The sequence below is a fragment of the Paenibacillus sp. LjRoot56 genome, from assembly GCF_964253335.1.
GTDB classification, from domain to species: Bacteria; Bacillota; Bacilli; order Paenibacillales; family NBRC-103111; genus Paenibacillus_E; species Paenibacillus_E allorhizoplanae.
In genome coordinates this window covers 134,124-157,046 of the sequence record NZ_CAXURV020000005.1, presented here as the reverse complement: position 1 = coordinate 157,046, position 22,923 = coordinate 134,124, and the positions used below count along the sequence as shown (strand labels likewise).

General features: G+C 46.4%; 16 protein-coding genes and 1 pseudogene. 7 read left to right on the top strand and 10 right to left on the bottom strand.

The annotated features are described in order from the left end of the window. Positions 1-5: 5 nt before the first annotated feature. A complete protein-coding gene (locus ACSQ8O_RS32700; protein ID WP_436245103.1) occupies positions 6-7,277 on the bottom strand; it encodes an S-layer homology domain-containing protein in 7,272 nt (2,423 codons plus the stop codon). Positions 7,278-7,400: 123 nt separating this feature from the next. On the opposite strand from ACSQ8O_RS32700, the gene ACSQ8O_RS32695 reads away from it, so the two are divergent. Next, a complete protein-coding gene (locus tag ACSQ8O_RS32695; RefSeq protein ID WP_436245102.1) occupies positions 7,401-8,849 on the top strand; it encodes an alpha/beta fold hydrolase in 1,449 nt (482 codons plus the stop codon). A gap of 193 nt (positions 8,850-9,042) precedes the next feature. On the opposite strand, the gene ACSQ8O_RS32690 is transcribed toward ACSQ8O_RS32695, so the two are convergent. After that, complete coding sequence (locus ACSQ8O_RS32690; RefSeq protein ID WP_436245101.1) at positions 9,043-9,963, bottom strand: diguanylate cyclase domain-containing protein; 921 nt, start codon at positions 9,961-9,963, stop codon at positions 9,043-9,045. Positions 9,964-10,294: 331 nt separating this feature from the next. Between ACSQ8O_RS32690 and ACSQ8O_RS32685 the strand changes: the two genes are divergently transcribed. After that, the gene (locus tag ACSQ8O_RS32685) at positions 10,295-10,996 is read left to right on the top strand and encodes a response regulator (protein ID WP_436245100.1); all 702 of its coding nucleotides are present in this window, start codon (positions 10,295-10,297) and stop codon (positions 10,994-10,996) included. Between the two features lie 2 nt (positions 10,997-10,998). Here the strand turns inward: ACSQ8O_RS32685 and ACSQ8O_RS32680 are convergent, their stop codons facing one another. After that, positions 10,999-11,736, bottom strand: a complete 738-nt coding sequence (locus tag ACSQ8O_RS32680; protein WP_436245099.1) for a DUF554 domain-containing protein — start codon at positions 11,734-11,736, stop codon at positions 10,999-11,001. Positions 11,737-11,856: 120 nt separating this feature from the next. Here ACSQ8O_RS32680 and ACSQ8O_RS32675 point away from each other — a divergent pair, with 120 nt between their 5' ends. The 3 genes from ACSQ8O_RS32675 to ACSQ8O_RS32665 all read left to right on the top strand — a co-directional run bounded on the left by ACSQ8O_RS32675 (position 11,857) and on the right by ACSQ8O_RS32665 (position 13,328). After that, positions 11,857-12,090, top strand: a complete 234-nt coding sequence (locus tag ACSQ8O_RS32675) for a hypothetical protein (protein ID WP_056610744.1) — start codon at positions 11,857-11,859, stop codon at positions 12,088-12,090. Positions 12,091-12,210: 120 nt separating this feature from the next. Then, positions 12,211-12,846, top strand: coding sequence for a thiamine diphosphokinase (locus tag ACSQ8O_RS32670; protein WP_436245098.1), 636 nt, complete (start codon positions 12,211-12,213; stop codon positions 12,844-12,846). A 200-nt stretch (positions 12,847-13,046) separates the two neighbouring features. Beyond that, complete coding sequence (locus ACSQ8O_RS32665) at positions 13,047-13,328, top strand: response regulator transcription factor (protein ID WP_436245097.1); 282 nt, start codon at positions 13,047-13,049, stop codon at positions 13,326-13,328. A 124-nt stretch (positions 13,329-13,452) separates the two neighbouring features. Here the strand turns inward: ACSQ8O_RS32665 and ACSQ8O_RS32660 are convergent, their stop codons facing one another. From ACSQ8O_RS32660 to ACSQ8O_RS32645, 4 genes and pseudogenes are all read right to left on the bottom strand, one after another. After that, positions 13,453-13,944 (bottom strand): GAF domain-containing protein, encoded by a 492-nt coding sequence (locus tag ACSQ8O_RS32660; RefSeq protein ID WP_436245096.1) that lies wholly within the window; start codon positions 13,942-13,944, stop codon positions 13,453-13,455. A gap of 304 nt (positions 13,945-14,248) precedes the next feature. Further along, positions 14,249-14,797, bottom strand: a pseudogene (gene araD, locus ACSQ8O_RS32655) (L-ribulose-5-phosphate 4-epimerase AraD); the annotation flags it as partial. Between the two features lie 73 nt (positions 14,798-14,870). Beyond that, positions 14,871-16,100, bottom strand: a complete 1,230-nt coding sequence (locus ACSQ8O_RS32650; protein WP_056610759.1) for an S-layer homology domain-containing protein — start codon at positions 16,098-16,100, stop codon at positions 14,871-14,873. A 209-nt stretch (positions 16,101-16,309) separates the two neighbouring features. After that, positions 16,310-16,759 carry a hypothetical protein gene (locus tag ACSQ8O_RS32645; RefSeq protein ID WP_436245095.1) on the bottom strand — a complete coding sequence of 150 codons (450 nt, stop codon included), beginning with the start codon at positions 16,757-16,759 and terminating at the stop codon, positions 16,310-16,312. A 290-nt stretch (positions 16,760-17,049) separates the two neighbouring features. Between ACSQ8O_RS32645 and ACSQ8O_RS32640 the strand changes: the two genes are divergently transcribed. Next, on the top strand, positions 17,050-17,616 hold the full coding sequence (locus ACSQ8O_RS32640) for an RNA polymerase sigma factor (RefSeq protein ID WP_056610767.1): 567 nt from the start codon (positions 17,050-17,052) through the stop codon (positions 17,614-17,616). Continuing rightward, the gene (locus ACSQ8O_RS32635; RefSeq protein WP_436245094.1) at positions 17,594-18,913 is read left to right on the top strand and encodes a hypothetical protein; all 1,320 of its coding nucleotides are present in this window, start codon (positions 17,594-17,596) and stop codon (positions 18,911-18,913) included. The genes ACSQ8O_RS32640 and ACSQ8O_RS32635 overlap by 23 nt, the downstream gene beginning before the upstream one ends. Before the next feature lie 81 nt (positions 18,914-18,994). Here the strand turns inward: ACSQ8O_RS32635 and ACSQ8O_RS32630 are convergent, their stop codons facing one another. The 3 genes from ACSQ8O_RS32630 to ACSQ8O_RS32620 form a co-directional block, all read right to left on the bottom strand. Then, positions 18,995-20,485 (bottom strand): HD domain-containing phosphohydrolase, encoded by a 1,491-nt coding sequence (locus ACSQ8O_RS32630; RefSeq protein ID WP_436245093.1) that lies wholly within the window; start codon positions 20,483-20,485, stop codon positions 18,995-18,997. A 241-nt stretch (positions 20,486-20,726) separates the two neighbouring features. Further along, positions 20,727-22,172 carry a flotillin family protein gene (locus ACSQ8O_RS32625; protein WP_436245092.1) on the bottom strand — a complete coding sequence of 482 codons (1,446 nt, stop codon included), beginning with the start codon at positions 22,170-22,172 and terminating at the stop codon, positions 20,727-20,729. 51 nt (positions 22,173-22,223) lie between these two features. Next, the gene (locus ACSQ8O_RS32620) at positions 22,224-22,769 is read right to left on the bottom strand and encodes a hypothetical protein (RefSeq protein ID WP_436245091.1); all 546 of its coding nucleotides are present in this window, start codon (positions 22,767-22,769) and stop codon (positions 22,224-22,226) included. Positions 22,770-22,923 lie beyond the last annotated feature (154 nt).

Here is a 22,923-nt window from a genome sequence, read left to right as displayed (position 1 = left end):
TCTTACTATTCTTTGTCTAAAGCTTGGATTAGACGATGAATCATAGCCGCTGCCTCTGCGCGGGTTGCGTTAGCTTGCGGCAGGAATTTGCCAGTATCATCCCCTTGGATAATACCCAGCTTCACAGCTACGTTCACACCTGCTTTTGCCCAATCCGCAATCTGCGATTGATCCGCAAATGTTTTGTTAACCGCCTGATCGGCTTGCTTCACTAAACGTGAAATCACAACAGCCAGCTCTTGTCGGCTGATTGCCGCATCAGGACGGAATTGTCCATCTGCTCCTTGGAAGATACCTGCTTTCTCTACAGCAGCTACTGCATCCGCATACCAGGCATCTGCTGGCACATCTGCGAAGGAGGATGCTGTATCTGAATTCTTTAATTGCAGCATTTGTGCAAACAATTTGGCAATTTGCCCACGTGTCGTTGTACCTGCAGGATCAAATTCCGTATCCGTGGTACCATCAACGATATGATGGGACACTAAATATTGAATATCTTGTTTTGCCCAGTGGTTATCCACATCCATAAATTTACGTTCGAATTTAGCCAGCCCAAATGTTCCTGATGCAGAGAAGAATACATTGATTTCTCTACCAAGGTAATGTGGCGTACCCTTAACGAATTCGTATGCGCCTAGCAACTCAGGTTCATTCGAAGGCGTTGCTGAAAGCCTCAAGATCAATGACTCAGCAGCTGTAAGCTCCTCTTTTTTACCGTTATTCTTCTTGCCCAAGCTAACTTGAAGCGTTTGGCTTGAAGCTGTATAGCCAATAGGATAAATCGCATTGCTCGGTTGCAATACTAGCTCCAATGTCTCGTCGTCTTTTAAGGCAAAAGACTTGGCAGGAATCGTGACCTCAGCATCGTTATGCTGCAGTTTCACGATGTAGCCTTTGGATTGAATGGCGTTCCATACATTCCCTTTAACGAGAAGTGTATCTTGTTTGTCAGCCAGCGGTACAATGACTTCATTGTTAGCCACGGATTTGGTTAACATAACGAAATCCAGTTCCACTTCATTTGAAGCAACAAAATTACCGCCACCACCGCCAGTTTGAGCTGACGTTTTTGAAGTTGCTGTCTTAAACGTCAAGCTTCTGTCAGCCACGAGTACGTTGCTGCCGCTATAGTCAAGCAAGTTGCCTTTAACGTTAACTTTATATGTCGAACCTGACGCAAGAGCAGTCCGCGGTTTCAGCGTCAGCTTCTTACTTAATTTCTTCGAATCATCTTCGATAAACCAACCACTCTGGTTATTGCCATCCAGAAGTTGGGCATCTCGCAATGATAGATCTTCTTTGTAGCCCTTCATGTGCTGATACTCAAACGTAACATCAATCGCTGTCTCTTGCACTCCCTCAACCTTCACAAGCTGAATAACATCCGCATTCAAACTCGTTTCATCCATTGGGCGATCAAAGACAATATCCACATTCGAGCTTACATTAACATCCTGCGCATTGTTCGCAGGTGTAATAGATGCGATCTCTGGCGTTGTTGTACGTACTAGCGGTACATTCAACTGCGTTTCCGCTGGAGGCACCACTACGATCCGGGAAGTATAGTCTTCATAGCCTTCTTTGCTAAACAATACACGCCAGTTGCCTTGTAGGACATCCCAACCGTAACGGCCTTCAACATCCGTGGTTTGCGGATTGATTTGACCATAATTGTCTGCATCCCAGCTAGTCCATTGATTTTGATTTTCCTGTTGAACGACAGCTGTCACACCAGAGACACGGTTATCCATACTACCTTCGAATACATAACCAGATGGATCGATGAGCACGATAACTTCCATCAGTGGCACAGTAACACTTAGCCCATTCTTAACATAAGTGAGCGTAAGCATTTGCTCACCGTATGAGCTCCATCCATAAGGCACTTCGCCTGTAAAGGTTTTCCCATCACTAGATTTGGTCAATGGATACGTGCTTCCGATAAAGGAAATGGACGCCTCATTGACAGCCTCTTTAAATACAACCTTTGTTGAAATCGGCGTTTTCTCCGTAACCGCGAATGTAGCTACTGAAACTTTCGGATTCAACTTCACATCTACGTTCCAACCTGCTGTAATTCTAGCCTCATCAATCCCAGGTACGCCAGACTTATACTTCACATTCACAGCTTCCGAAGATTGGCTTTGATTATTTTCTACAACTTGCGCAGTCAGTCGAAGCTCAGCTTCATCCGCACCATCGGCTACTGGCAATACAACATCCGCGTACCACCAACGGCCTTCTGCTGTCACACGTCCCAGACTCATGGAACCAGCAAAAATTTCCACTGTAGAACCTGGTTTTGTCGACCCGTATACTTTGATCTTTTTATCCCCAGTTACTGCCGGTGCATTCAAAGTCACGTACAATACATTTGAAGTAGCGATCTGTGTTGGCTCTTCTTTGTTCCCGTTAATGACTGGGTAAGCAGTTGTACGAATCGAAGCTTCATCCGCTTGATCGACGATAGCCTTAAAGCTGATTTCACCGCTTCCCCCCACAATAACATCTCCGGCTGGAATTTGAAGTACGCCGTTTGTAGCCGTTACATTTACTATTTTGCCATTCAATTCAACAGAACCATTGACCAACTTCACATTGGTCGGCAGTTCAAACTGCCATATCGTGCTGCTGGATGGCGTTGTACCATTATTTTTATATTTCAAACTATAGCTAAATTCTTTTCCTAAAATAACTGTAGCCACAGACGGAGCAAAGCTATTCCCTTCTCCGAAGAAGTGTCCACCTTGTGACTGTAGAACGATGGTTCGTTGATCTGCGCTAGTTGCGAGATTATTCTCATAGCTCGGGTAACCGTACAATGACGCAGTGAATTTGTAGGTTCCTGCGGACAATCCACGAATTTTGAAATAACCATCGGCATCTGTTCTTGCCCATCCGCTGTTCTTGCTGTTGCTTGCATATACACTCACATATTTCAGCGGTTGATTATTTTTATCAACAACCTTACCGTGAATGAATTGATCATTTTCAAGCGTTATCACCGGAATTTGATGATCAGTCACCTGCTGAACCACCATATTATCCGTAAATCCAATAGCATGCACCGAAATCTGAATTTGACTCGCTTCACCTAATCGATCAAGTCTGTAGTTTCCGTCCGCATCCGTACGCGCATACGCGTAAGATGATCCTGCATACGCAGATACATCAGCACCCACGACTGGGCGTCCAGCTTCATCTACGATCCGACCGGTATACACAACCGAAGGCTGAAGCGCAACCTCAAACGTCGAAGTTCCTGTAACAACAGTTACTTGGGACTTGTTCACAGGTTGAAGGCCAGGTACGGAAACGTTAAATGTGTAGTCATTTGCAGCCGCAATCCCAGGAAGCGAAAGAGTGCCATAATATCCGTATACTTTCTGAGTAACCGTTGGATCTGCACCTTCCAGCACAAGCAATGGATTCGGCACATAGACACGTTCCGATACAGTCATAGATTGATTGTAGCCGTAGAGATAGCCTGACTCCCAACCGAATGACTGAGAAGCTGAGGAACTGTAAAGATAATAAGATTCCAACTGACTCGTTTCAGCACCCTCTGGCATGAAGAGCTTTAACGTCACATTGGCAATTCCCTTGATCTTTTTGGCAACTGAGATCGTTACCGGATTTGTTACGTAATTGGAAACTTCATCTACGTTAAATGTCGTTTTCGTTTCTTCATATAAGCTATCGCCCATAATGGAAATGGTATAACTGCCTGGCTTTAATCGCTTAAGCTCCGATTCACCAGAGTAGGTCACGAAGTAACCGTCCTGTCCGATATACCCTTCTTTGTTGACAGAACCTGTGATCGAAACGTGCAGCGATCTGGCTACAGGTACCTGCGTTCCTTCTTCTAGCAAACGAAGCTTCACGTTCTGCAGCACTGGTAATTTAACAATAATACCCGTCTGTTTGACACCGAGTTCAGTTGTAATTCCCTGAACCACATCTGTGTAGCGGTCTGTACCTGTGCCAATCACATTGATTTTAACGGAACCGCCCGGCAGACCTGCTGCCGTAAAGTTGCCGTCCGCATCGGCATTTACTCTCACGTATTGGCCGTCAATGATAAATTCTATAGCCGGTTTGTCTGTGACAGCTGCATCGCGCTGCTTAATGGTACCTGCCAGCGTTGCGCCGATTTTCTTGTTCAACTCTACTTTCTTCTCATCCGAGTTCGTTCCGTCTCTCGTCAAATAAGCTTTAACCGAAACAATCTCGGTCACACCTTCTTTAATCTCGAATGTACCTAGGTACTTGCCTTGCCCAGGAGTGAGAACGACCTCCTCCGTGAACACCTCTGTACCCGTACCTTTCTTGAAAGAAACAACCGCTTTCGCGCTAATTCCATCTCCGATGGATCCAGTCAGTTCGATAGGCATTTGACTGCCAATTTTGAGAAGTCCAGCTGAGCTTTGAACTGTGGATGTTTTCACATCCAGTTGTGACACAGCAAATGCTGGAACAGTGAAGTGAATAATGCTGGATTCCGTGCTAATGCCCTTACTATTTACTGCAACAACCTTAAGATCGTAGATCTTGCCAGGTTGGGCTTCTGAATAAGTGAAGGAAGTCCCCGTAACATTGCCTTTGATTTTGACCAACGTTTGACCTTGCTCTGCCGCATAGACGTCGTAATACGACGCTCCGGAAACAGCATCCCAAGTCAGCTTAAGCCCTTGGCCAGCGAAAGTTGCTTTCGGATCCGGCTTGCCCGGAGGAGCGTTCGGATCTCCTGCAGGATAAGACTGAGAAATTACAATTTCTTGTCCAGGTCCAATCGGTAATTGGTAGGTTAACAGATAATTGCCGTTTTTGTTCGGAACCTCTGCATAAACCGAATCCGAATAAGAAGAATCCGATTTTATCACAACATTGCCGCTCTGATCTTTGACTGTAAGCGTCCCAGGGACGGAATTATAATAGCTGTACCCTCCGTCATCATAAGGACCTTTCCCTATAATTGCAGTGCTAAACGTTTGATAATTCTTGCCTTGCTTGACGAACACTTGATTAAGACTCAAATCGCCAGCTTTGATGATGGCTGATGTGTAAAGTAACGTCCGATCAGGATTCGTATAGTCATATGCCTGAATTGGACCGAATACGCCTTGAATATCATCATTAAAACTTAAGCTCGTAGCTTCTGAGTAAACTCTTCGTTCTGAACTCCATATGTAGCGCCACGGTGTTTCATAGTCCGCTTTCTTAATCTGAGAAAACTGGAAGCGATATTCCCCTGGCGTTGTATACAATTTCGTTAACGCATTCTCTTCAGTTATACTGCTGGATGGTACGCCAGACGAGTAGGAATAATTGGATTTAAGCACACTGACCATTTCGAAAGGAACGTTAGTTTGACCGTTCTTCAATTCCACTGTAATGAGGCTGTTCGCCAACTCAGCGAAACTTACGATGTTCTGCTCTTGTGCTGGAATCGTAACCGACTTATTGTAATGATACGCATTCGTTGAGCCATCTGTACCAACAAGGGATGCATCCAACGTAATTGGCGCACTTAATAATACACCTGGCGCTGAGAATGATAACTGGTCATTCAAAGCTGGTATGGCTAGAGATAATAACACATTTGCCATTCGGGTAATCGATGTTCCCTCCAGGGAGAATACCGTCCGAACTAGTCCGCTTTGCAGCGGCAGCGATTGAAGATTCTGCATTTGTTCGCCTGTGAAAGTTTGGTCTACCAGATAACTGGCAGTTGGACTCCCTGTCGTACTCGAAAGTAGATATGCAGCCACTATTCGATATTGCCGTTGAGGATTAATCTCTTTATAGAATTCAAGACTGCCGCCAGACATCGTGTTACTAGCTGTCACACGGTTGCCGTCGAGTTCAAAAATTGCTGCTCTAGTTAAATTACTGGTTGAATAACCAGAAGGTAGTTGAACACCAATCGACTTTGAACTGTTGTTCTGTCCAATCTGAATGGACTGATCCAAGGATAAAGTCACGACATTGGTAGGAAACAACTGCCTATTCAATTTAAGACGATAAGTGCCTTGAGAAACATTATTAATTTGAATCGGATATGAGATCTGTCTCATTCCTGAAATAGTTTTCAGTAATGTGCCATTCTGGCTAAGCTGATACTCCAATGCAGGGTCATCCCAATTAAGCGCTTGTACGCCACCAGCTGGATCGATGCCAGTCCCTTCACTGTTGAGCGAAGATCGAACCGGTGTTCCGTTCGTACCTAACGTCTCATTCCATAATCCCGTCTCTTGCATAGACGTGCTAAAAGCACCCGTTGATACAGTATCTACGAATTGCAATTGATTGTTGTATCTATCAAAGTAATAAGCATATGTGTAATACCCGCCATTTCCAGTGCTGTTCACATAGGAAACTGTCCCTTGAAATGCACTGTCCAGTTGTAGCGTCACGTCTTCAGTAAAAGACATATTGCCTCTCGAAAAAATATATCTCGTATTATCTTTTAAGACACTGAAATTTACGCTGCCTAACATGCCTCTGCTGACATAACCTACTTGACCCTGAAATTCTGATCCTATGTTTTGCAATCCAAGTGCTACCCCTGAGTTATTATAACCCGTCGGTGGTGTAACCTTGACCGTCTCACCGCCGAAAGAAATGGATTGCCCGCTTTGCACATCGGCAGGAATGCTTTTCTCTAGCAAATAAGTTTCTGCATTACCTTGTGTCACAAGAGATGCATATGCCTTAAATGCTACGTTTGAAGCTACCCATGCTGTCACTTGTCTTTGCTCATTGAATTGACGGGTATACATAGGGTAGGATACCCGATCTGTCTTGCCATAAATATCTGTGGGCATCAACAGTAAGTAGCCTGATGCGGTCTTATCATGCGTGAAGGTCAGTCTTCTTAATTGATCTTTGCCGAAATTCAAGTTACTTATATCTCCACCTGTAAAGCTATAGTGGTAAACAATGGCTTCACCAGTAGAAGTGCTTCCTCTCACTTGAAGCTCGTACTGCTTCCCTTGCAAAATAAAAGAATTCGGGATGAAGAACTCCCCATTACGAACCTTGGTCGTGAATGCCTGGTTCGTATAATACTGCTGTTCCCCGTTTGAAGAATAGTGCATGTAAGCATAGAGATTCACCTCTCCATCTTGCATAGGTGCACCCGTGTCATTTTCAACTTGGGCAATTAGACCATTGACTTCCTGAACTTCTGCAAACGCTGGTACACTGCTGCCGAACAACAATATAACGGCAAGCGCAAGCTGTAACCAACGTAATGACGTCTTTTTACTCATTCCCCACTCTTCCTCCTTGTACATAATTTGACAAATTTTCTAGTATTTCGACTTCCATCTTACTAAATAAGGAATTACAATAGCATTACACGCTAGCACTTTAGACACAGTAAGGAGTTTGTCATGCGTCTTATTCATGATTTTTTCGATGCCAAATCCCCTTCTAGCAGACTAGAAGGACCGAAGCAAACTATCATACTTATTCATGGATTAGGACTGAATAGCAACTTATGGGAAACTTTGACGCCCTATTTGTATGATTCATATTACGTAATCACCTATGACTTGCCAGGTCACGGGAATGAGCATGTACATCCACTCCCTATCAATTGGACTGATATATGCGACCAATTCGTCTTTTTTTTGGATAAGAACCGATTAAACAACGTTCATCTCATCGGCCATGGACTTGGAGCCAATCTCGCTGTTAAAGCAGCTTTACGAGTCCCCTCACGTATACAATCGCTCAGTTTGCTCTCCTTGCCGGGATTTATTCCATCTGAATATTTGAAACAAGGGATTGAAGATAGAATAAAACTTATGCTAAGCAGTGATCGCACGAGTTTTATTACGCATATCCTGCCTTCATTGACGGTTCAGCATGAATCCAATGAAATAAGATCTCGTATCTCTCAAGCCTATCAAAGTGTCCATACAGGGAACTATCTCAAACTCTTACAGTTGTTCCGTGACAACGATACGATTGCTGATTTAAAGAGTTTGAATACACCAACCATCCTTTTGGGAGGGGAGCAGGACCCCGTTTATACACCTGTGCTCTCTGCTATAAGTGCCAGCTATATTCCACAAGGACGCTTCCAGGTCATTCCTGGCGCCGCTAACCTCGTTTTCTTAGATCAGCCCAAGTGGACAGCTTATTGGGTTTGTAAACATATCGACACATTGTCTTCCAATGCGATCGATACTGACAATACGATGCCAGATACCACCATTTCCTTACATAAAGTCATTCAATCGGGACAACATCTTTTACATAATCGGCAGGAATTGAATATTCAGTTTCTGCATTCGTTCCGGATTTGTGTAAATGGTGTTGAGCTTCCTACTGGCTGGAATAAACGGTTCGCCAAGCAACTATTGCTGTATTTGTTGCTCTTCCCCAATGCAACGCGGCAACAAATGTACGACGATTTATGGCCGAATTACGAACTGAAGAAAGCACAAAATTATTTACGAGTCTGTTTGAATCATTTGAAATCATTACTTGAGCAGCATTCAGAAGGCAATGAGTTTCTGCGGATCGACCGCGAGCATGTAACCCTACAAGGGAATATACGTTGCGATTTGCTCGATTTGATACATAACCTAAAAGAAGCGATGGCCGAGCAGAATGAGGAAGTGAAGGTCGCTTGCATCCTTCAGATATGGGAAAACCTTCCGCAACATCTTCTATCAGGCTACGTCGACGATTGGATCCTGGGAACCAGAGATAAAATAGAATGGCAGCTCACCGCTTTGGCACACTGGATGAACAAAAAGGGGAATCTCTCTGACATGGCTGTCAATTTCAATTACGTAGCAATACGAAATTTCTTGCTTGAGAAAGAATAGAGGGAACTTCTCATCCAACTCCATCACCACCGAATTAAACTCTTAGTTCCCGGAATAACTTATTTCAAAACACCGGGAACATAAGGGGGATACGCCAAAAAACCGTTACATCCAAGGGATAAAACCCTGCCATAACGGTTTTCAAATATGTGTGAGCGCTCATTTCATAGCGTGTGTCCATCTTCATAGCAGATTACCCATGACTATAAAATCGATAGTGATTTCGCCCCTTGCCCTTCACTTGATATAAGGCGATATCGACTTCCTTCATCATTTGGATGACATCCGTATGATCGGAACGATACATTGTAATGCCCATACTAACCGTTGATCGAAAAGCGTGCCCCTGTACTTCCCATGTTTGCTCGACACTCGCTAAAATACGCCTAGCGATTCCTTCTACATGCTCCTGGCAGTCCACGGCCGGTAATAGAATGGTGAACTCATCTCCCCCCATTCGGGCAAACATATCAAATTCTCGTAGGCAGCTCTGTACCCGTTCGACGAATTCCTGCAGAAATGCATCCCCAACATCATGTCCCATCGTATCATTAATGATTTTAAAATCATCGATATCTACATAAAGGAGTGCAAACATACGATCCGTTCGTTTAGCCAGTTTCAGAAGTTGATGCACATGTTCCTTAAACAATCGACGATTCGGCAAACCTGTCAGCGGGTCATGGAAAGCCATCGCAATAAGGTGACTCTCTTGATTTTTGTGCTGTGTACGATCTTGAAGTGCAAATGCAATCTCAATCAACTCACCCTTTTCATCACAAAAAGGGATCGCTATACACTCCAACCATAGGTAAGCCTCACCCGCCCCTCTCACACGAAACTCAAGTTTGCTGCTCGTCTTCGTTTGCAAGGTATGCACAAACAATTTATACACATCTAGGCGAAACTCCACATCAACCGCCTCGATAAATTGCTCAATATGAACAGGCTCAGATCCCAATATTTCGTGAAATCGGCTAGAAGCATAAATCAAATTGCCATGCGCATCCAACTGACAATACAAATCCCATGCCTGCTCGATGATTTGACGTGCGAGTATCGCTTTGGGTACTTTTGAATGATTGAAATAATCTGAACCTATTTCATTGCTCATTACCTCTGCCGCCCTCTCTTATGCCATACATAGAGACTTTGGTAGCTTAACACGAATACATAAAAATCAAATTAAAACTTTCTAAAATTTTATCAATAAGAAAGTCGAAAATTAGCGATTGCTGTCATTACACTTCCCATTTTGAATAACCTAACACTACTTTATACCTAAATGTGTCATTTTTGCATGCGAGAACCCCCTCATTGTCAATAAATGGATAGAAATTATTGGGAGAATCGTTCTATAATGTAGGTAATATATGTAATATTTGAGAGAGGGAAACACCCTTCTTACATTAGGAGTTGTTTCATCACTGAGGGGGATTTCAAACATGGCAGGAGAAACCATTTTAGTCGTTGATGACGAGCAAGAAATTGTCCAGTTAATTCAACTCTACTTGGCGCGTGAAGGCTATAAAGTGATCAGTGCCAATAACGGACATGATGTGTTTGGCATTGTTAGAGAACATAGGCCTGATCTCATTATTCTGGATATTTTGCTGCCAGGACTTGATGGTATAGAGGTGTGTCGTCAGCTCCGCAAAACGAGCAATACGCCAATCCTATTTATTTCATGTAAAAGTGAGGATATTGACATCATTCTTGGTCTCAGCATGGGTGGCGATGATTATATGACGAAGCCATTCAGCCCTAGTCAACTTGTAGCCCGGGTCAAAGCACTTCTTCGCCGCAACTCCATTCGTGAGCAGCATCAGGATGATCCCCAATTGGTTAAATTCCCTGGTTTAGAAATTGATCTCGTGAGCCACATCGTACGTGCGCATGGACAAACGATCTCCCTTTCAGCCAAAGAATTCGACCTGCTCTCCCTAATGGCCAAGACACCTAACCGTGTTTATAAAATCGAACACCTCTTTGAACTCATCTGGAGCTTGGACAGCATGGGCGATCCACGCACACTCATTGTACATATTAGCAATTTACGCAAAAAAATTGAACTTAATCCAGCTGAGCCCCGCTACATCATTACTGTACGAGGCGTAGGCTACAAATTTAACGGATCCGCTATATAAATCTAGCGATGCAACCACTCCGTTATGAACTGCTGGAGAGGCACTGCTGCCGCGGCAATAACTAGAGCAGGCAGCATGTTGGCCACGTTGATTTTTCTTATTTGCAAAATATTCATTCCCACACCAATCACCAACACGCCACCTACCGCGGTAATTTGTACAATCATGGCATCCAGAGACGCTTGGCTGAACGCCATGGCGATCACAGTTGCCAACAACGCAATCGTTCCTTGCATCACAAACACGGATGCGGCAGAGAAGACAACGCCAATCCCCAAGGTGGATGCGAAAATAATGGATAAGAAACCGTCCAGCAGCGACTTGGTGTATAAAATATCATGATTATGACGCAGCCCGCCATCCAAAGGGCCTAGTATCGCCATAGCACCGATGCAATAAACAAGCGTACAGGTGACGAAGCCTTCTGATATGCTAGTTGGGGCCGCTGGATGAGATGTCGGTTGCTTGCTTATCTTGGTCTGCAGCCAATCGCCAAGTTTGGTCAGATTCGCTTCTATTCGCATGAGCTCTCCAAGAATACCGCCAATCACAATGCTCATGATAACGAGCACAATTTGATCTGTTTTGAGTGCCATTGTAATACCTAGCACAGTAATTGCGAGCCCTAGGCCCTGTAGAACTGTGTTTTTTATACTTTCTGAGATGCGGGGCAGCAGGATGCCTAATAATCCACCGATAATAATGGCCACTGCATTCACGATCGTCCCCCATAAAGCCATGCCTTTCATTCCTCTCTGCGTACAAGCTATAATGACCTTCTCATTCTACATGATTCTCCTCATAATTTCCTGCAACCTTGGAAATGGTAAGGATAAGCAACAGGAAAGGAGGCATGTTGAATGTCGAAGAACAAATCAATGGATCCCATGACTGGCGATACGGTCGAAACCGACGGTATTTATGCCAATGAGGCTGGGCAAGAGGTTACACTTAAACGAGGTGATGAGTTCCCCGCCGACCTGGTTCTAGGCCGTAGTACGTATGAGCTGCAAGGCTTTGCAGATGAGGCGGAGATTGATCATGATCAGTCGGAACTTAACCCCATGCGTAAGCGTGTAGATGCAAGAACCTAAGCTTTACTAAGCGTCATCCTGCACAAAGAAACCGAGCGGCCTCTATGGCTTCTCGGTTTTTTATTTTTCTGTGCTATACTAGGGGAATACATTGGTTAATTTTCCCCGGGGGATTCCTATATGACACGCATAATGATAATAACAGGCGGCACACTTGGCGATTGGGCACTTCAGGAGATTTGCGCGGATGATATTCTGGTTGGTTCCGATCGTGGGGCCCTTTTTCTCATTCAAAACGGCCACCTCCCTCATATATCGATGGGGGATTTCGACTCCGTTACAACCGAGGAGCTTGCCCTTATTCGAGCTTCCAGCCAAGAGTTCATAGACTGTGATCCGATTTATAAGGATCTGACGGATACGGAGATGGCTTTTAATTGGGCGCTGGATCAAAATCCAAGCCAAATTCTGCTCGTCGGCGCGTTAGGCACACGGTTCGATCATTCCCTTGCTAATGTGCATTTGCTTCGCAAAGGCATCGCGCATGGCATTCCCTGTGCGATTATGGATGCTAATAATCTCATTATGGTGATCGATCGACCGACTCGCGTGAGGAAGGGTCCGTACACACATACTTCCCTGCTTCCACTAAGCCTAGAGGTAACGGGAATCACACTGCATGGCTTTCAATATCCCCTTCATCAAGCAACGCTTGAAATTGGGATGTCGCTTGGTATCAGTAATATTCTCCTTGAACCAGAAGGCCTCATTGAGCTTACCTCAGGCTTACTACTTGTGATTCAAAGCAAGGATTAGTGAGATGCTGGTTCCCACTCTTTCTAATTTTCTAAAGCCGGCTAGAATTGACCGTGGCATCAGCGTTCCGTCAGTTTAACTCGACAGAAATTACATAAAAATTTGGAAATTCGACACGCTCTTCCCTGCTATAGGATAGCTAACTCTGTTATAATAAAGGATACGCTAGACATTTATTGAGATATTGAGGTCGTTTAAGCATGCCCCCTGTTCAAGAGAACCTTGTTAGAAATCTTCTTCCTACCAAACTACCTTCTGTTATCACACATTTTGCATCTCGACATGTCCTTACAACGCGTGAAGCCGAAATTATTAGCCTTATCGCTTTGCGTGGTTATAGCAACAAAGAAATCGCAGATTATTGCTTCATCAGTGAAAAAACAGTCAAAGTACACATCGAGAAAATCATGGATAAAGTCGGCACGCGATCGATGCGCAAACTTCTATCGGCTATTATCAGTACCGACGCTTACTCTTCATAATGAGACCAAAAGAACCGCCAGTTGCTTAAGCAGCTGGCGGTTCTTTGTGAAACGTCCCTTCGCCGAAATGACGGCGGAACTTATTTTCCTGCTTATCGCCGCGAGAACTCGCTAGATATCTAGGTTACAACGCAGCGGCGAGCTTCTGCACAAACTGCTCCAGATAACGCTGGTCGACATCATCGAACCGATTGAGGCTGGGGCTGTCGATATCCAGCACCCCGACAAGTTCGTCTCTCACTATAATCGGGATCACGATCTCCGATTGCGAAGCCGCATCACAAGCGATATGTCCCGGGAAAGCGTGGACATCAGGAACAAGCACAGTTTCCATGCGCTCAGCAGCCGTACCGCACACCCCTTTACCGAAAGGAATTCGCACGCAGGCCGGCAATCCCTGAAAAGGTCCGAGCACAAGCTCCTTCCGCTCAAGCTGATCATCCACCAAGTAGAATCCTACCCAGTTGATGTCTTCTAGAAACTGCCCCAGCAATGCAGATGCATTCGCCAGATTCGCAATACGGTTCGGTTCATCCTGTATTAACGCGTGGGCTTGCCCGATCAGCAATGTATATTGTTCTTCTCTTGTTCCGCTATAATTCGATTTCGCAAACATCTGTCATCATCCTCTTCTGCCTAGTCTACTTTCATCATACCAAATGAACGGCTCCCCGCCAAAAGGTACTGGAGCGACTAACTCCTCTACAATTGCCACTAGCGCGCCCGAGTTAGTCTACAAAACCGATTAACTTTGGTGAAACTGAGCCTGAAACCCCGGAATTAGTCTACAAAACCGACTATCTCTTCTACAATTGCCGCTGTCGCGCTGGAGTTAGTCTATTTCATCGACTAACTCCTCTCCTTATGTATGTGTACAAAAGGACAATCCGCTAATTCAGCAGATTGCCCTCAATAAGATCTTATTTTTGTCCGTAATATGCGTTTGCGCCGTGCTTTCTTAGAAAATGACGATCCAGCAAGGTTTGGTCCATCGGCTGAATGGAAGGATTCAGGTTGTACGTACGATACGCGATCTTCGCAACCTCTTCCAGTACAACTGCGTTGTGAACCGCATTGTGGGCATCCTTACCCCAGCTAAACGGTGCATGGCAGTTCACCAGCACGCTCGGAACCATCGCGGGATCCAACTCACGGAACGTTTCGATGATCACATGGCCTGTTTCCAACTCGTAAGCCCCTTGAATCTCCGCCTCAGTCATCAGACGCGTGCACGGCACTTCGCCGTAGAAGTAATCAGCATGTGTCGTACCGAGTGCCGGAATCGCGCGGCTAGCCTGCGCCCAGCTTGTCGCCTACGGCGAGTGCGTGTGAACGATACCTCCAATCGATGGAAAAGCGCGGTACAACGCCAAATGCGTTGGCGTATCCGAAGATGGCTTCAATTTGCCTTCCACAAGGTTACCCTGCAGATCCACGACAACGAGGTCTTCTGACATTATACACTTGTACGTATATGTTAGTTAGGTGTTTCGTAATTAAAGGACATATAATTAAACTTGTATGTACAGCTTATAACGACCATTAAGAATGGATAATAGAGAAAACGATCGTCTTCCCATCCGACTCCAGTCGTGTTTCCACCGAATAGTTACCGATTTGCGTTGTCGTTGTTTCAAGAACACCTTTCGCTGCAGCACGTGCGCAGGCATCCGTAAACTGGCGGTTGAAAATGTCTGCATCATACCCGAATAGGAAATCCGTAAACTTGCGGATGCTTTCCGTGTTACGAGCAAGCACCCCGTCCTCCAGACGGACAGTGACGCCATAGGTCGCAAACTGTGGATCCAACCAGAGAGAAGCTTCATTGCTGTTGCGCGCTTCGGCCGTAGCTCCGCTCAGAGATTGCGCTTTGGCTTCTGAATTCCGAAATAGACGCAGCGTCGTTTCTTCCAGATCGTAATTCGTCCCGCGCAGCTTGCCTGCCCCTTCCATCACTTCGTAGGCTTGCAGCATGCGCTCATCTGGGAAAACGAGCTTCTTGTAGCTGCCATCCTTGGTTGGCACGACTTTGATGAAAGCTTCGTTATCATTTTTCACGCTGACGCGCTTTGATTTCGTCTGCAAACGCGTAATAATTTGCAACGCTTCGGCACGTGTCACATATTGACCTACCCCGAAGTAACCATTCGGATACCCTTCCATGATCCCCTTCGTCATCGACTCTCCGATAAACTTCTGCTGCCTGCTCGTTGCGCTCTGTAAATCTCCGAAATGAGATGCTGCTGCAAGACTATATGTCTCGTCCTCCAAATATTCCGTTTCCTTCAATAAATAGTACAAAATCTCCGCGACATCTTCTCGCTTCAATGAAGCTTTATAATCAGTGAATTGTCCTTTGCTTATAAAATGAAGATCACTTGCCAAATCCAAATATGGCTTAGCCCAGTAACCGACCGTGTTCGGCTTAAACGTGAAATCCCGGTAGTCCTGTTGTAAAATATTTTGATTACCTGCACTCAGCGTTTGCAAAAAGCTTGTCTTCCACTTCCGTTCCCCATTTGGGAACTTATCTGTGAAGGCTAGCAGTACAATTTTCACAAATTGATCTGCGGTAACGGTCTCATCTGGTCGGAATGTTCCATCCGGAAAGCCATCCAATAAACCTTGCTGCACCATCTGATCGATCGTCTGCTCCGCCCAATGACCCCCAATATCCTTAAACCCTGCTGCCTCGCTTCTACCTTGCAGGCCACCTATTGTTAATAGGCAACCGATCGTCGCAATTGTCAGCCATTTATTCCATCGTATCATCGCCAATTTCTCCGCTTCTATCCTAATTTTCGGCACCAACTTCTACCATTCTCTAGGATAAGCCTTCTACTAGTCTTTGAGAACATGCTAAAAAGCCCATTCATTGAGGCAGGAAACGCCCCCCTTAACTGGGTCTATAGCCATATAAAAGGCCAAAAAGACCCTGCCCTCTACTAGGTAGAAAGCAAGATCCGCTATCGTGAACATGATTACTCTTTCTTTTTCGTCCCTGCTACCGCTTTAGCAGAATTGTAGTAGCGCATCCAGTCGACAATGTACATCATTTTAGCTAGGTAATCAGGTGCACTCCCCTGTAAATGACTGTATTGCTCTTCTTGCAGCAGTTGATGCAGCTCATACCCCTTTGTATAGAGAGTCTTCATGAACGCTTCTTCCGTCTGTGGCTTGTAGAGATCCGTTCCTCGGGAAAGTTCAATTTCCTCGATAATTGTGCCCCGGTAGTACGGGTAAACATTCACCTGCAGGCCCATATCGATGTAAGCTAAACCTGTATATTCATAAGGAAGCCAAATTAAATTCGTCTTCTTGTCTTCTAGCTTCACGGTGTACACTAAACCTAGGTTCAGGGCAATCGGCTGCGGATAATTGCTTATTAGCCCGGATCGCAAATGATCTGCTATATGCTCAACGAAATTCATGCTGCTCTTCCTCTCCGAAGGATCTAGTCCTTCCTTCATATTGCGTGCTAAAGCGCTTCGTTGTCAAGCAAGAACGCATACGTTCCAGTTTCTATCTTTAATTGTTCTGTTTTCTAGGTACAATTTCCTGCCGATCACGCTCTAACTATTGGGCATGAACAGTTTCAATAAAGAATAGGCTCTGATGAGGCACAAAGGGGCAGGGGCTTACGAAAGTTATAAGTAATGTTTTTATTTCCAATGGTGAACTTTTCGGGAATAGATGCGTCTATATAGGAGAGGTGAGAGAATTGGAAACGACGGGTGTCCATGTATTTGATTATTTGAAGTACATTGCAGAAACAACAGATCAGAAGGTGATCCTTCGTAATTTAATGGAAACCTACGGGAATGATGTGTGGAATTATGCCTTCAGTATTTGTCGTAATAAAGATGCAGCTGACGATATTGCACAGGATGCTTTCTTAAAAGTATATCGCAATCTGACGACTTTCCGTGGTGAAGCTGCGGTTAAAACCTGGTTGCTTACGATAACCCGCAATACCGCTTATGATTATATGCGCAAAGCGTTTTGGCGCAAGGTGACTCTGGTTGGATTCGTGCAATCGGGAGGTACCGCAAGTTCGGCTGAAACAGAAGCGGTTGAAAATTTATATGCAAGTGAAATTTGGCAGAAGGTCATGTCTTTATCCGCAAAATATAGAGAAATCTTAATTCTTCACGCACATTATCAGATGACAACCAAGGAAATGGCAGCTATTCTGGATATTTCGGAAGGAACCGTTAAATCCAGACTTCACCACGCCAGACTTAAGGTTCTTAGTCTGAAGGAGCGTGAAGCGCTTGAACACTCCTGAGCCGGATGACTTCCAGAAGCAATTGGAAGATGCGCCCCTCGTACAGAAGGGGTTCACCTCCAAGCTTCAGCAGGATATTGAGCAAAAGATTCGAAAGAAGGAGCGCAACAAGTCCAAGGTAAAACCTCTTCTCTGCGTTGCTGGTATAGGTACGGTCATGGCTGTTGTACTTCTTTTCCCATGGCATACGATGCATACGCAAAGTGAGGCTGCTGCGCTCGAAGGGAAAATGATGCCGGCGGCAGTCACCGTTTCCACGCCCCCTCCTGCTCCCATCAACACAGCCTTGCTCATTGGGCTACGGACAGAGCATCAGTCTACCACAAGTGGCGGCCAGGGGCGCGTGCTATCGCCACTTCGTTACAGCACCTATCGGACGATGCTCATAGCGCCCGTTCGCGGGCAATTGCAGAAGACCTCCGAAGGCACTGGTATTTTGATGCCGTATAAGCAAAACTTCTGGAAAATCGACTCCCTCACACATCTGACGAACAAAGGTGAGTCTCACTATTTATCTGCTCATTTGGCTGATCAGCCCATCAAGACAGAACGCTTCACAGAGCCAGAGGATCAAGAATTTAATCGCGTAGAAACACTGTTGTTTGCAGGCAACCAGTACGTCTCCATTGCCGAGTCGGAGGCAGCTTGGAATGGCAATGCGCCCTATCATGCGGATCGCATCTGGGTGCGCACGCTTCCACAATTGAAGGAAGCACGCACCTTGCAATTCTACAAAAAGCCAGTGGACAAGAACCACGTGTCCTTGATGGATGTCTTTGGCACAAGTACGAGTACGGATCTAGCGAGGATGTCGAGCATGGCAGACAATGCAATGAGCGAGGTATCGGGACAGAGTTGGACCGTGCAGCGTGAGGCAGGACAGTGGGTTGGCAAAGTTGCTGAAACACCGAAAGCTAGTTTATCGAGACCTGATTCTTACGTACTGCGTGATTTCCCACGCCAATTGCCTGACAAAGTCGTTAATCACGACGAGATCTGTTGTTCTTGGACCAATATCAAGTCCTCGTGGCCGAAGGCTACGGATGCGCTAACCTCCCCCTTGGACGATATGCTCGTCATCTTCGAGGGAGATACGCTCAAATTCTACTCCTACGGGCAAGCACCTGGCAGCATTCCCCAGCTTACCTTAGACCTGGAGCCTGGTGAACAGCTGGTCATGGCACAATGGGCCACAGATCACTACGTTCAGGAGTGGATTGACAAGGTCGGGCGCTACCTGTCCACTGAGACAGAGTCTCGGCCCGTGGAAGTGGAAGCACAAGTGAAAACCCGCTAGATCATAAAACCCGCTGGTCCTCTTGGACAGCGGGTTTATTGTGGTTTCGGTTGGGCTGTATGTGACTACCACTCTCAGCAACTAGGCCTTGTACGCATCCATAAAGCCTTGAACAAAACGGGGATCCCACTGGCTCCCCTTCCCATCTGCGAGAATGGCCATCGCCTTCTCGATAGGCATCCCCTTCCGATACGGCCGATCGGACGTCATCGCATCGAACGCATCGGCTACCGCAATGATGCGGCCGAACACCGGGATATCCTGGCCCTTCAGGCCATCCGGATAGCCCGCACCATCGTAGCGCTCGTGATGCGAGCGCACGCCTGGAAGCAAAGGAGCCATCGCCTCAGCGGGCTCAATTTGTTTCAAAATCGATTCACCCAGATCTGGGTGACGCTTGATTTGCTCGAATTCCTCGTCGGTTAGTCGGCCATCCTTTAACAGCACCGCATCGCGCACACCGATTTTGCCGATATCGTGCAGCAGCGCTGTTTTGTACAACCAGTCAAGCTCCTGTTCGCTCAGGCTAACCGCTTGTCCAATTAACAAAGAGTACTTGGCAACGCGCGTTGAATGCCCTGCTGTATAGGCATCCCGCGCATCGAGAGCTGCCGCAAGCGTAGCGTAATAGCTCTGCAGGAGCTGATTGTTCATTTTTTCACGGGCATCGAGGCCCTTCACCATATGGTTAAAGCCCGCAATCAACCGCGAGAACTCATCCGAGTATAAGTCAGAGGCCCGAACTTTGAGATCACCGGACTGTACTTGCTTCATCACGCGATGTAAATCCTCAATCGGCTGTTGAATATCACTGGCCAGCAGCCGTGCGCCCAAAGACGAGAAGCCAACGCCCAGCAAAAGAATAATCGCTGCCCATTTCCAATAATCAGCGATCAGCTGGGAGGAGTCCACGCTTGTGCTCAACCGAATTTGCGTTGCTAAGCTAAAAAGAAATAGCGGCATCGTGCCGATGAGAAACGCACTCAGCTGAAACTTCCGCTGAATTGACACGATGACGCGTCCATCCAACGAGACGTCCTCCCCATGAATCTGCTGCCCTAACTCACGTATATGTATCAACATGGGCCGAATGGCTTGCGCCGTCGTAAAAAACTCAAGCAACGCATGCATACTAGCAATCAGTATGGCACCGATGCCCGCCAGCCCTATGTAAAAAGCAGGCAGTGTCAACCAACCCCACGCGATCCCTAAGCTCGCCATGGTCATTGCCGGAATGGATAGCCCCAAAAAGTGCGGCCCCATGATCCGCATCACCGACAAGGCAGGAAAGCGATGTGTCTGTAAGTAGGCTGCACGAATAGTCGTAAGCGCTGGCTTCTCTTGCCCCATCATTTCGCGAATAGGCCCAATGTGCCTCCGAAATATCAGAAACTCCGCAAACATCATGACACATAACGATAAAATCATAATAATAAATACTCGGAGCATTTCGGCCCCCGAAATCGTGAGTGTTGTCGAAATAATAACCCCGCCCACAACAAGAACAGCAATCCCCGAACCCAATATATAATTTCGTAAAAGATCACGTAGAAACTTCCTATATATCAGCATATGTCTCCCCGCCTCTATCAAAAACTTTCCTCACATCGAAGTTGACTCGCATCCTCTCTATTGTATCGTAATCTAGCAAAATCTGCTTGATATCTCTAGTAGAATCGACTAGCTTGTTAGCTGTTCTGACAAAAGAAAAAAGCCGCACTCTATAGTTAAGAGTGTAGCTTTGTTGTTAGCTCCGTGTCCGTGACTTTAGCGCCCTTTTTTCGGGCCTAACCGCACCCGCGCAAGCCCTTCCCTATCCTTCCCGCTTCAACGTCGGGTCAGCATCCGTTCCAAGGAACGCGCGTGCTAGGTCGGTCACGCTTTTGCCTGTGAGTGTCTGGGTGACCTCCGGCACCTGCGCGATCATTTTGGCAATATCGCCGGTGATCCGGTTGACGCCGGACGTCGAACCGTCCTGCGAGATCACGGTGATCTTATCCACGTTGCTCAGCGGCGCCGCAATTTTCTCCGCCAGCTCCGGCAGAATGCGGAGAATTTCCACCGTCACCGCCGCCTGCGTATACTGCTTATAGGCCTCGGCTTTCTTCTCCAGCGCCTCCGCTTCCGCAAGCCCCGCTAGGCGCACGACTTCCGCGTTCGCCTTCCCTTTGGCGAGCTCCGCCTCCGCCGTAGCTTCGCCGCGCTTTCTCGTCGACTCCGCTTCCGCCTCGGCCTCAAGGATTTGTCGCTGCTTGCTCACCTCAGCGCGCATGATCGCCGCCAGTTTCTCCGCTTCGGCCGGTTTAATAACAGAAGCCTCGAGCTCCTTCTGCTTCAGCTCGACCTCGATCTGGCGAACGGTTTTGTTCGCCTCCGCTTCCATCTGACGGATCCGTACCTGCTCCGTCACGAGCTGCTGTTGAATTTGTTTTTGCTTCAATTCATAGGCCAAATCCGCTTCCGCCTGACGACTCGTCGTCTCCTGCTTGAACTCCGCTTCCTTCATGCTGAGCTCCTTGCGGTACTGAGCTTCCTTCGCCGACGCCGCGCTCTCCGCTTCAATCGTCAATTGATGGGCTTCCGCCTTGCGAATAGCCGACTCCTTCTCCGTATCCGCCTGCCGGATTTGAATATCGCGCTCGACTTCCGCTTTGGCAATACTCGCGCTTTTGCGAATCCTCTCCACTTCAGGTACACCCAAATTCTCGATGTAGCCTTGATCGTCCGCTACCCGTTTCAGCACGAAGGAAATGAGGTTTAGCCCCATTTTATCCAAATCCTCCGAACATGTTTCCCTCATCTTACTGTTAAGCTCATCCGGGTTCTTGAGGATCGATTCTACCGTCAACTGCCCAACTAACCCCCGCAGATGCCCTTCTACTGAGTGCAAAATCATCGCTTCCCGCTCCGCCATCGAATGATCCAGGAACTGCTCGGAAGCGGTTGCGATCGCGATGGGATCACTTTGGATTTTGATTTGAGCGACAGCTTCAATTTTGAGACGAATACCTTGCAGAGAGAACATCGGTTGGTCAGGCTTCACGTCAAAGCTCGTGAGCATCATCGAGATCGTTTTGTAACTTTGAAAACCGGGGATGACGAACGTTCCGCCGCCTTGCACGACTCTTTTGCCACCTAAACCAAACACGATCATCGCTTCATTCGGCGGCACTTTCTTATACGCTTTTACAATCGAAGCCAGTAAGATAAAAACAACAACTACAATGGCAACAACCATGATAAGCACTGAATACATCATTCCTGCCCTACCTCCCTGTCATTCCTCACTATTGTTTGAAGCAAGAACCTACTATTCAAATTCACTAAATTCCGTCACCGTTGCCACACCTTTGCTCATGTTCAAAATAACAACCTTCGTCCCTTTCGCCAGGGACTCACCGTTCTCGGAACGAACACTGATGGAGCGCGTGGTTCCTTGGAGGACATACACCATTTCACCCATGCCTTTTCCAATAATAGGAACTGTAAGCTTCCCCAACTGACCGCTGAGCTCAAAATCGCTCTCCTTCATACTGTCATCGTGCTTATAAATAACCTTCGCATACAAAAGAAAGAAGAGCCACGCCATCACTAACCCAGCAGCAATAGCACAGAGAAGAATGAGTAAACCGCTTGTCATGCCAACCTTGTTAAGGATGTACCCCATGCCGCCGAACACCGTCAAACCCGCGAGCAACGAAGACATATTGAACCAAGATGGGCCACTATGCCCGTGCCCGTGACCATGTGTACCTCCTCCATCGCCATGCAGCTCGAAACTATCCACACCGAAAAGTGTGATGAGCAACGTAAGAACAAGACCTACGAAAAAACAAACAATAAACATCGTCATCATCAGCTTTACCTCCCACATAAATTTAGACGAAATTGGGAATAAAAGGTTTCGATTCAAAGAAAAATCCCCCTATATCGCATAGGAGGACAGCAATTCCCCTTCGTTAATTTTAAACATATAAAGCGCATCCTTCTCGTACTACTTGCGTATAATC

Bases quoted from the DNA above. Each gene is read 5' to 3' on its own strand.
- ACSQ8O_RS32700 (WP_436245103.1), bottom strand. From the start codon at position 7,277: ATGAGTAAAAAGACGTCATTACGTTGGTTACAGCTTGCGCTTGCCGTT.
- ACSQ8O_RS32695 (WP_436245102.1), top strand. From the start codon at position 7,401: ATGCGTCTTATTCATGATTTTTTCGATGCCAAATCCCCTTCTAGCAGA.
- ACSQ8O_RS32690 (WP_436245101.1), bottom strand. From the start codon at position 9,963: ATGAGCAATGAAATAGGTTCAGATTATTTCAATCATTCAAAAGTACCC.
- ACSQ8O_RS32685 (WP_436245100.1), top strand. From the start codon at position 10,295: ATGGCAGGAGAAACCATTTTAGTCGTTGATGACGAGCAAGAAATTGTC.
- ACSQ8O_RS32680 (WP_436245099.1), bottom strand. From the start codon at position 11,736: ATGGCTTTATGGGGGACGATCGTGAATGCAGTGGCCATTATTATCGGT.
- ACSQ8O_RS32675 (WP_056610744.1), top strand. From the start codon at position 11,857: ATGTCGAAGAACAAATCAATGGATCCCATGACTGGCGATACGGTCGAA.
- ACSQ8O_RS32670 (WP_436245098.1), top strand. From the start codon at position 12,211: ATGACACGCATAATGATAATAACAGGCGGCACACTTGGCGATTGGGCA.
- ACSQ8O_RS32665 (WP_436245097.1), top strand. From the start codon at position 13,047: ATGCCCCCTGTTCAAGAGAACCTTGTTAGAAATCTTCTTCCTACCAAA.
- ACSQ8O_RS32660 (WP_436245096.1), bottom strand. From the start codon at position 13,944: ATGTTTGCGAAATCGAATTATAGCGGAACAAGAGAAGAACAATATACA.
- ACSQ8O_RS32650 (WP_056610759.1), bottom strand. From the start codon at position 16,100: ATGATACGATGGAATAAATGGCTGACAATTGCGACGATCGGTTGCCTA.
- ACSQ8O_RS32645 (WP_436245095.1), bottom strand. From the start codon at position 16,759: ATGAATTTCGTTGAGCATATAGCAGATCATTTGCGATCCGGGCTAATA.
- ACSQ8O_RS32630 (WP_436245093.1), bottom strand. From the start codon at position 20,485: ATGCTGATATATAGGAAGTTTCTACGTGATCTTTTACGAAATTATATA.
- ACSQ8O_RS32625 (WP_436245092.1), bottom strand. From the start codon at position 22,172: ATGATGTATTCAGTGCTTATCATGGTTGTTGCCATTGTAGTTGTTGTT.
- ACSQ8O_RS32620 (WP_436245091.1), bottom strand. From the start codon at position 22,769: ATGATGACGATGTTTATTGTTTGTTTTTTCGTAGGTCTTGTTCTTACG.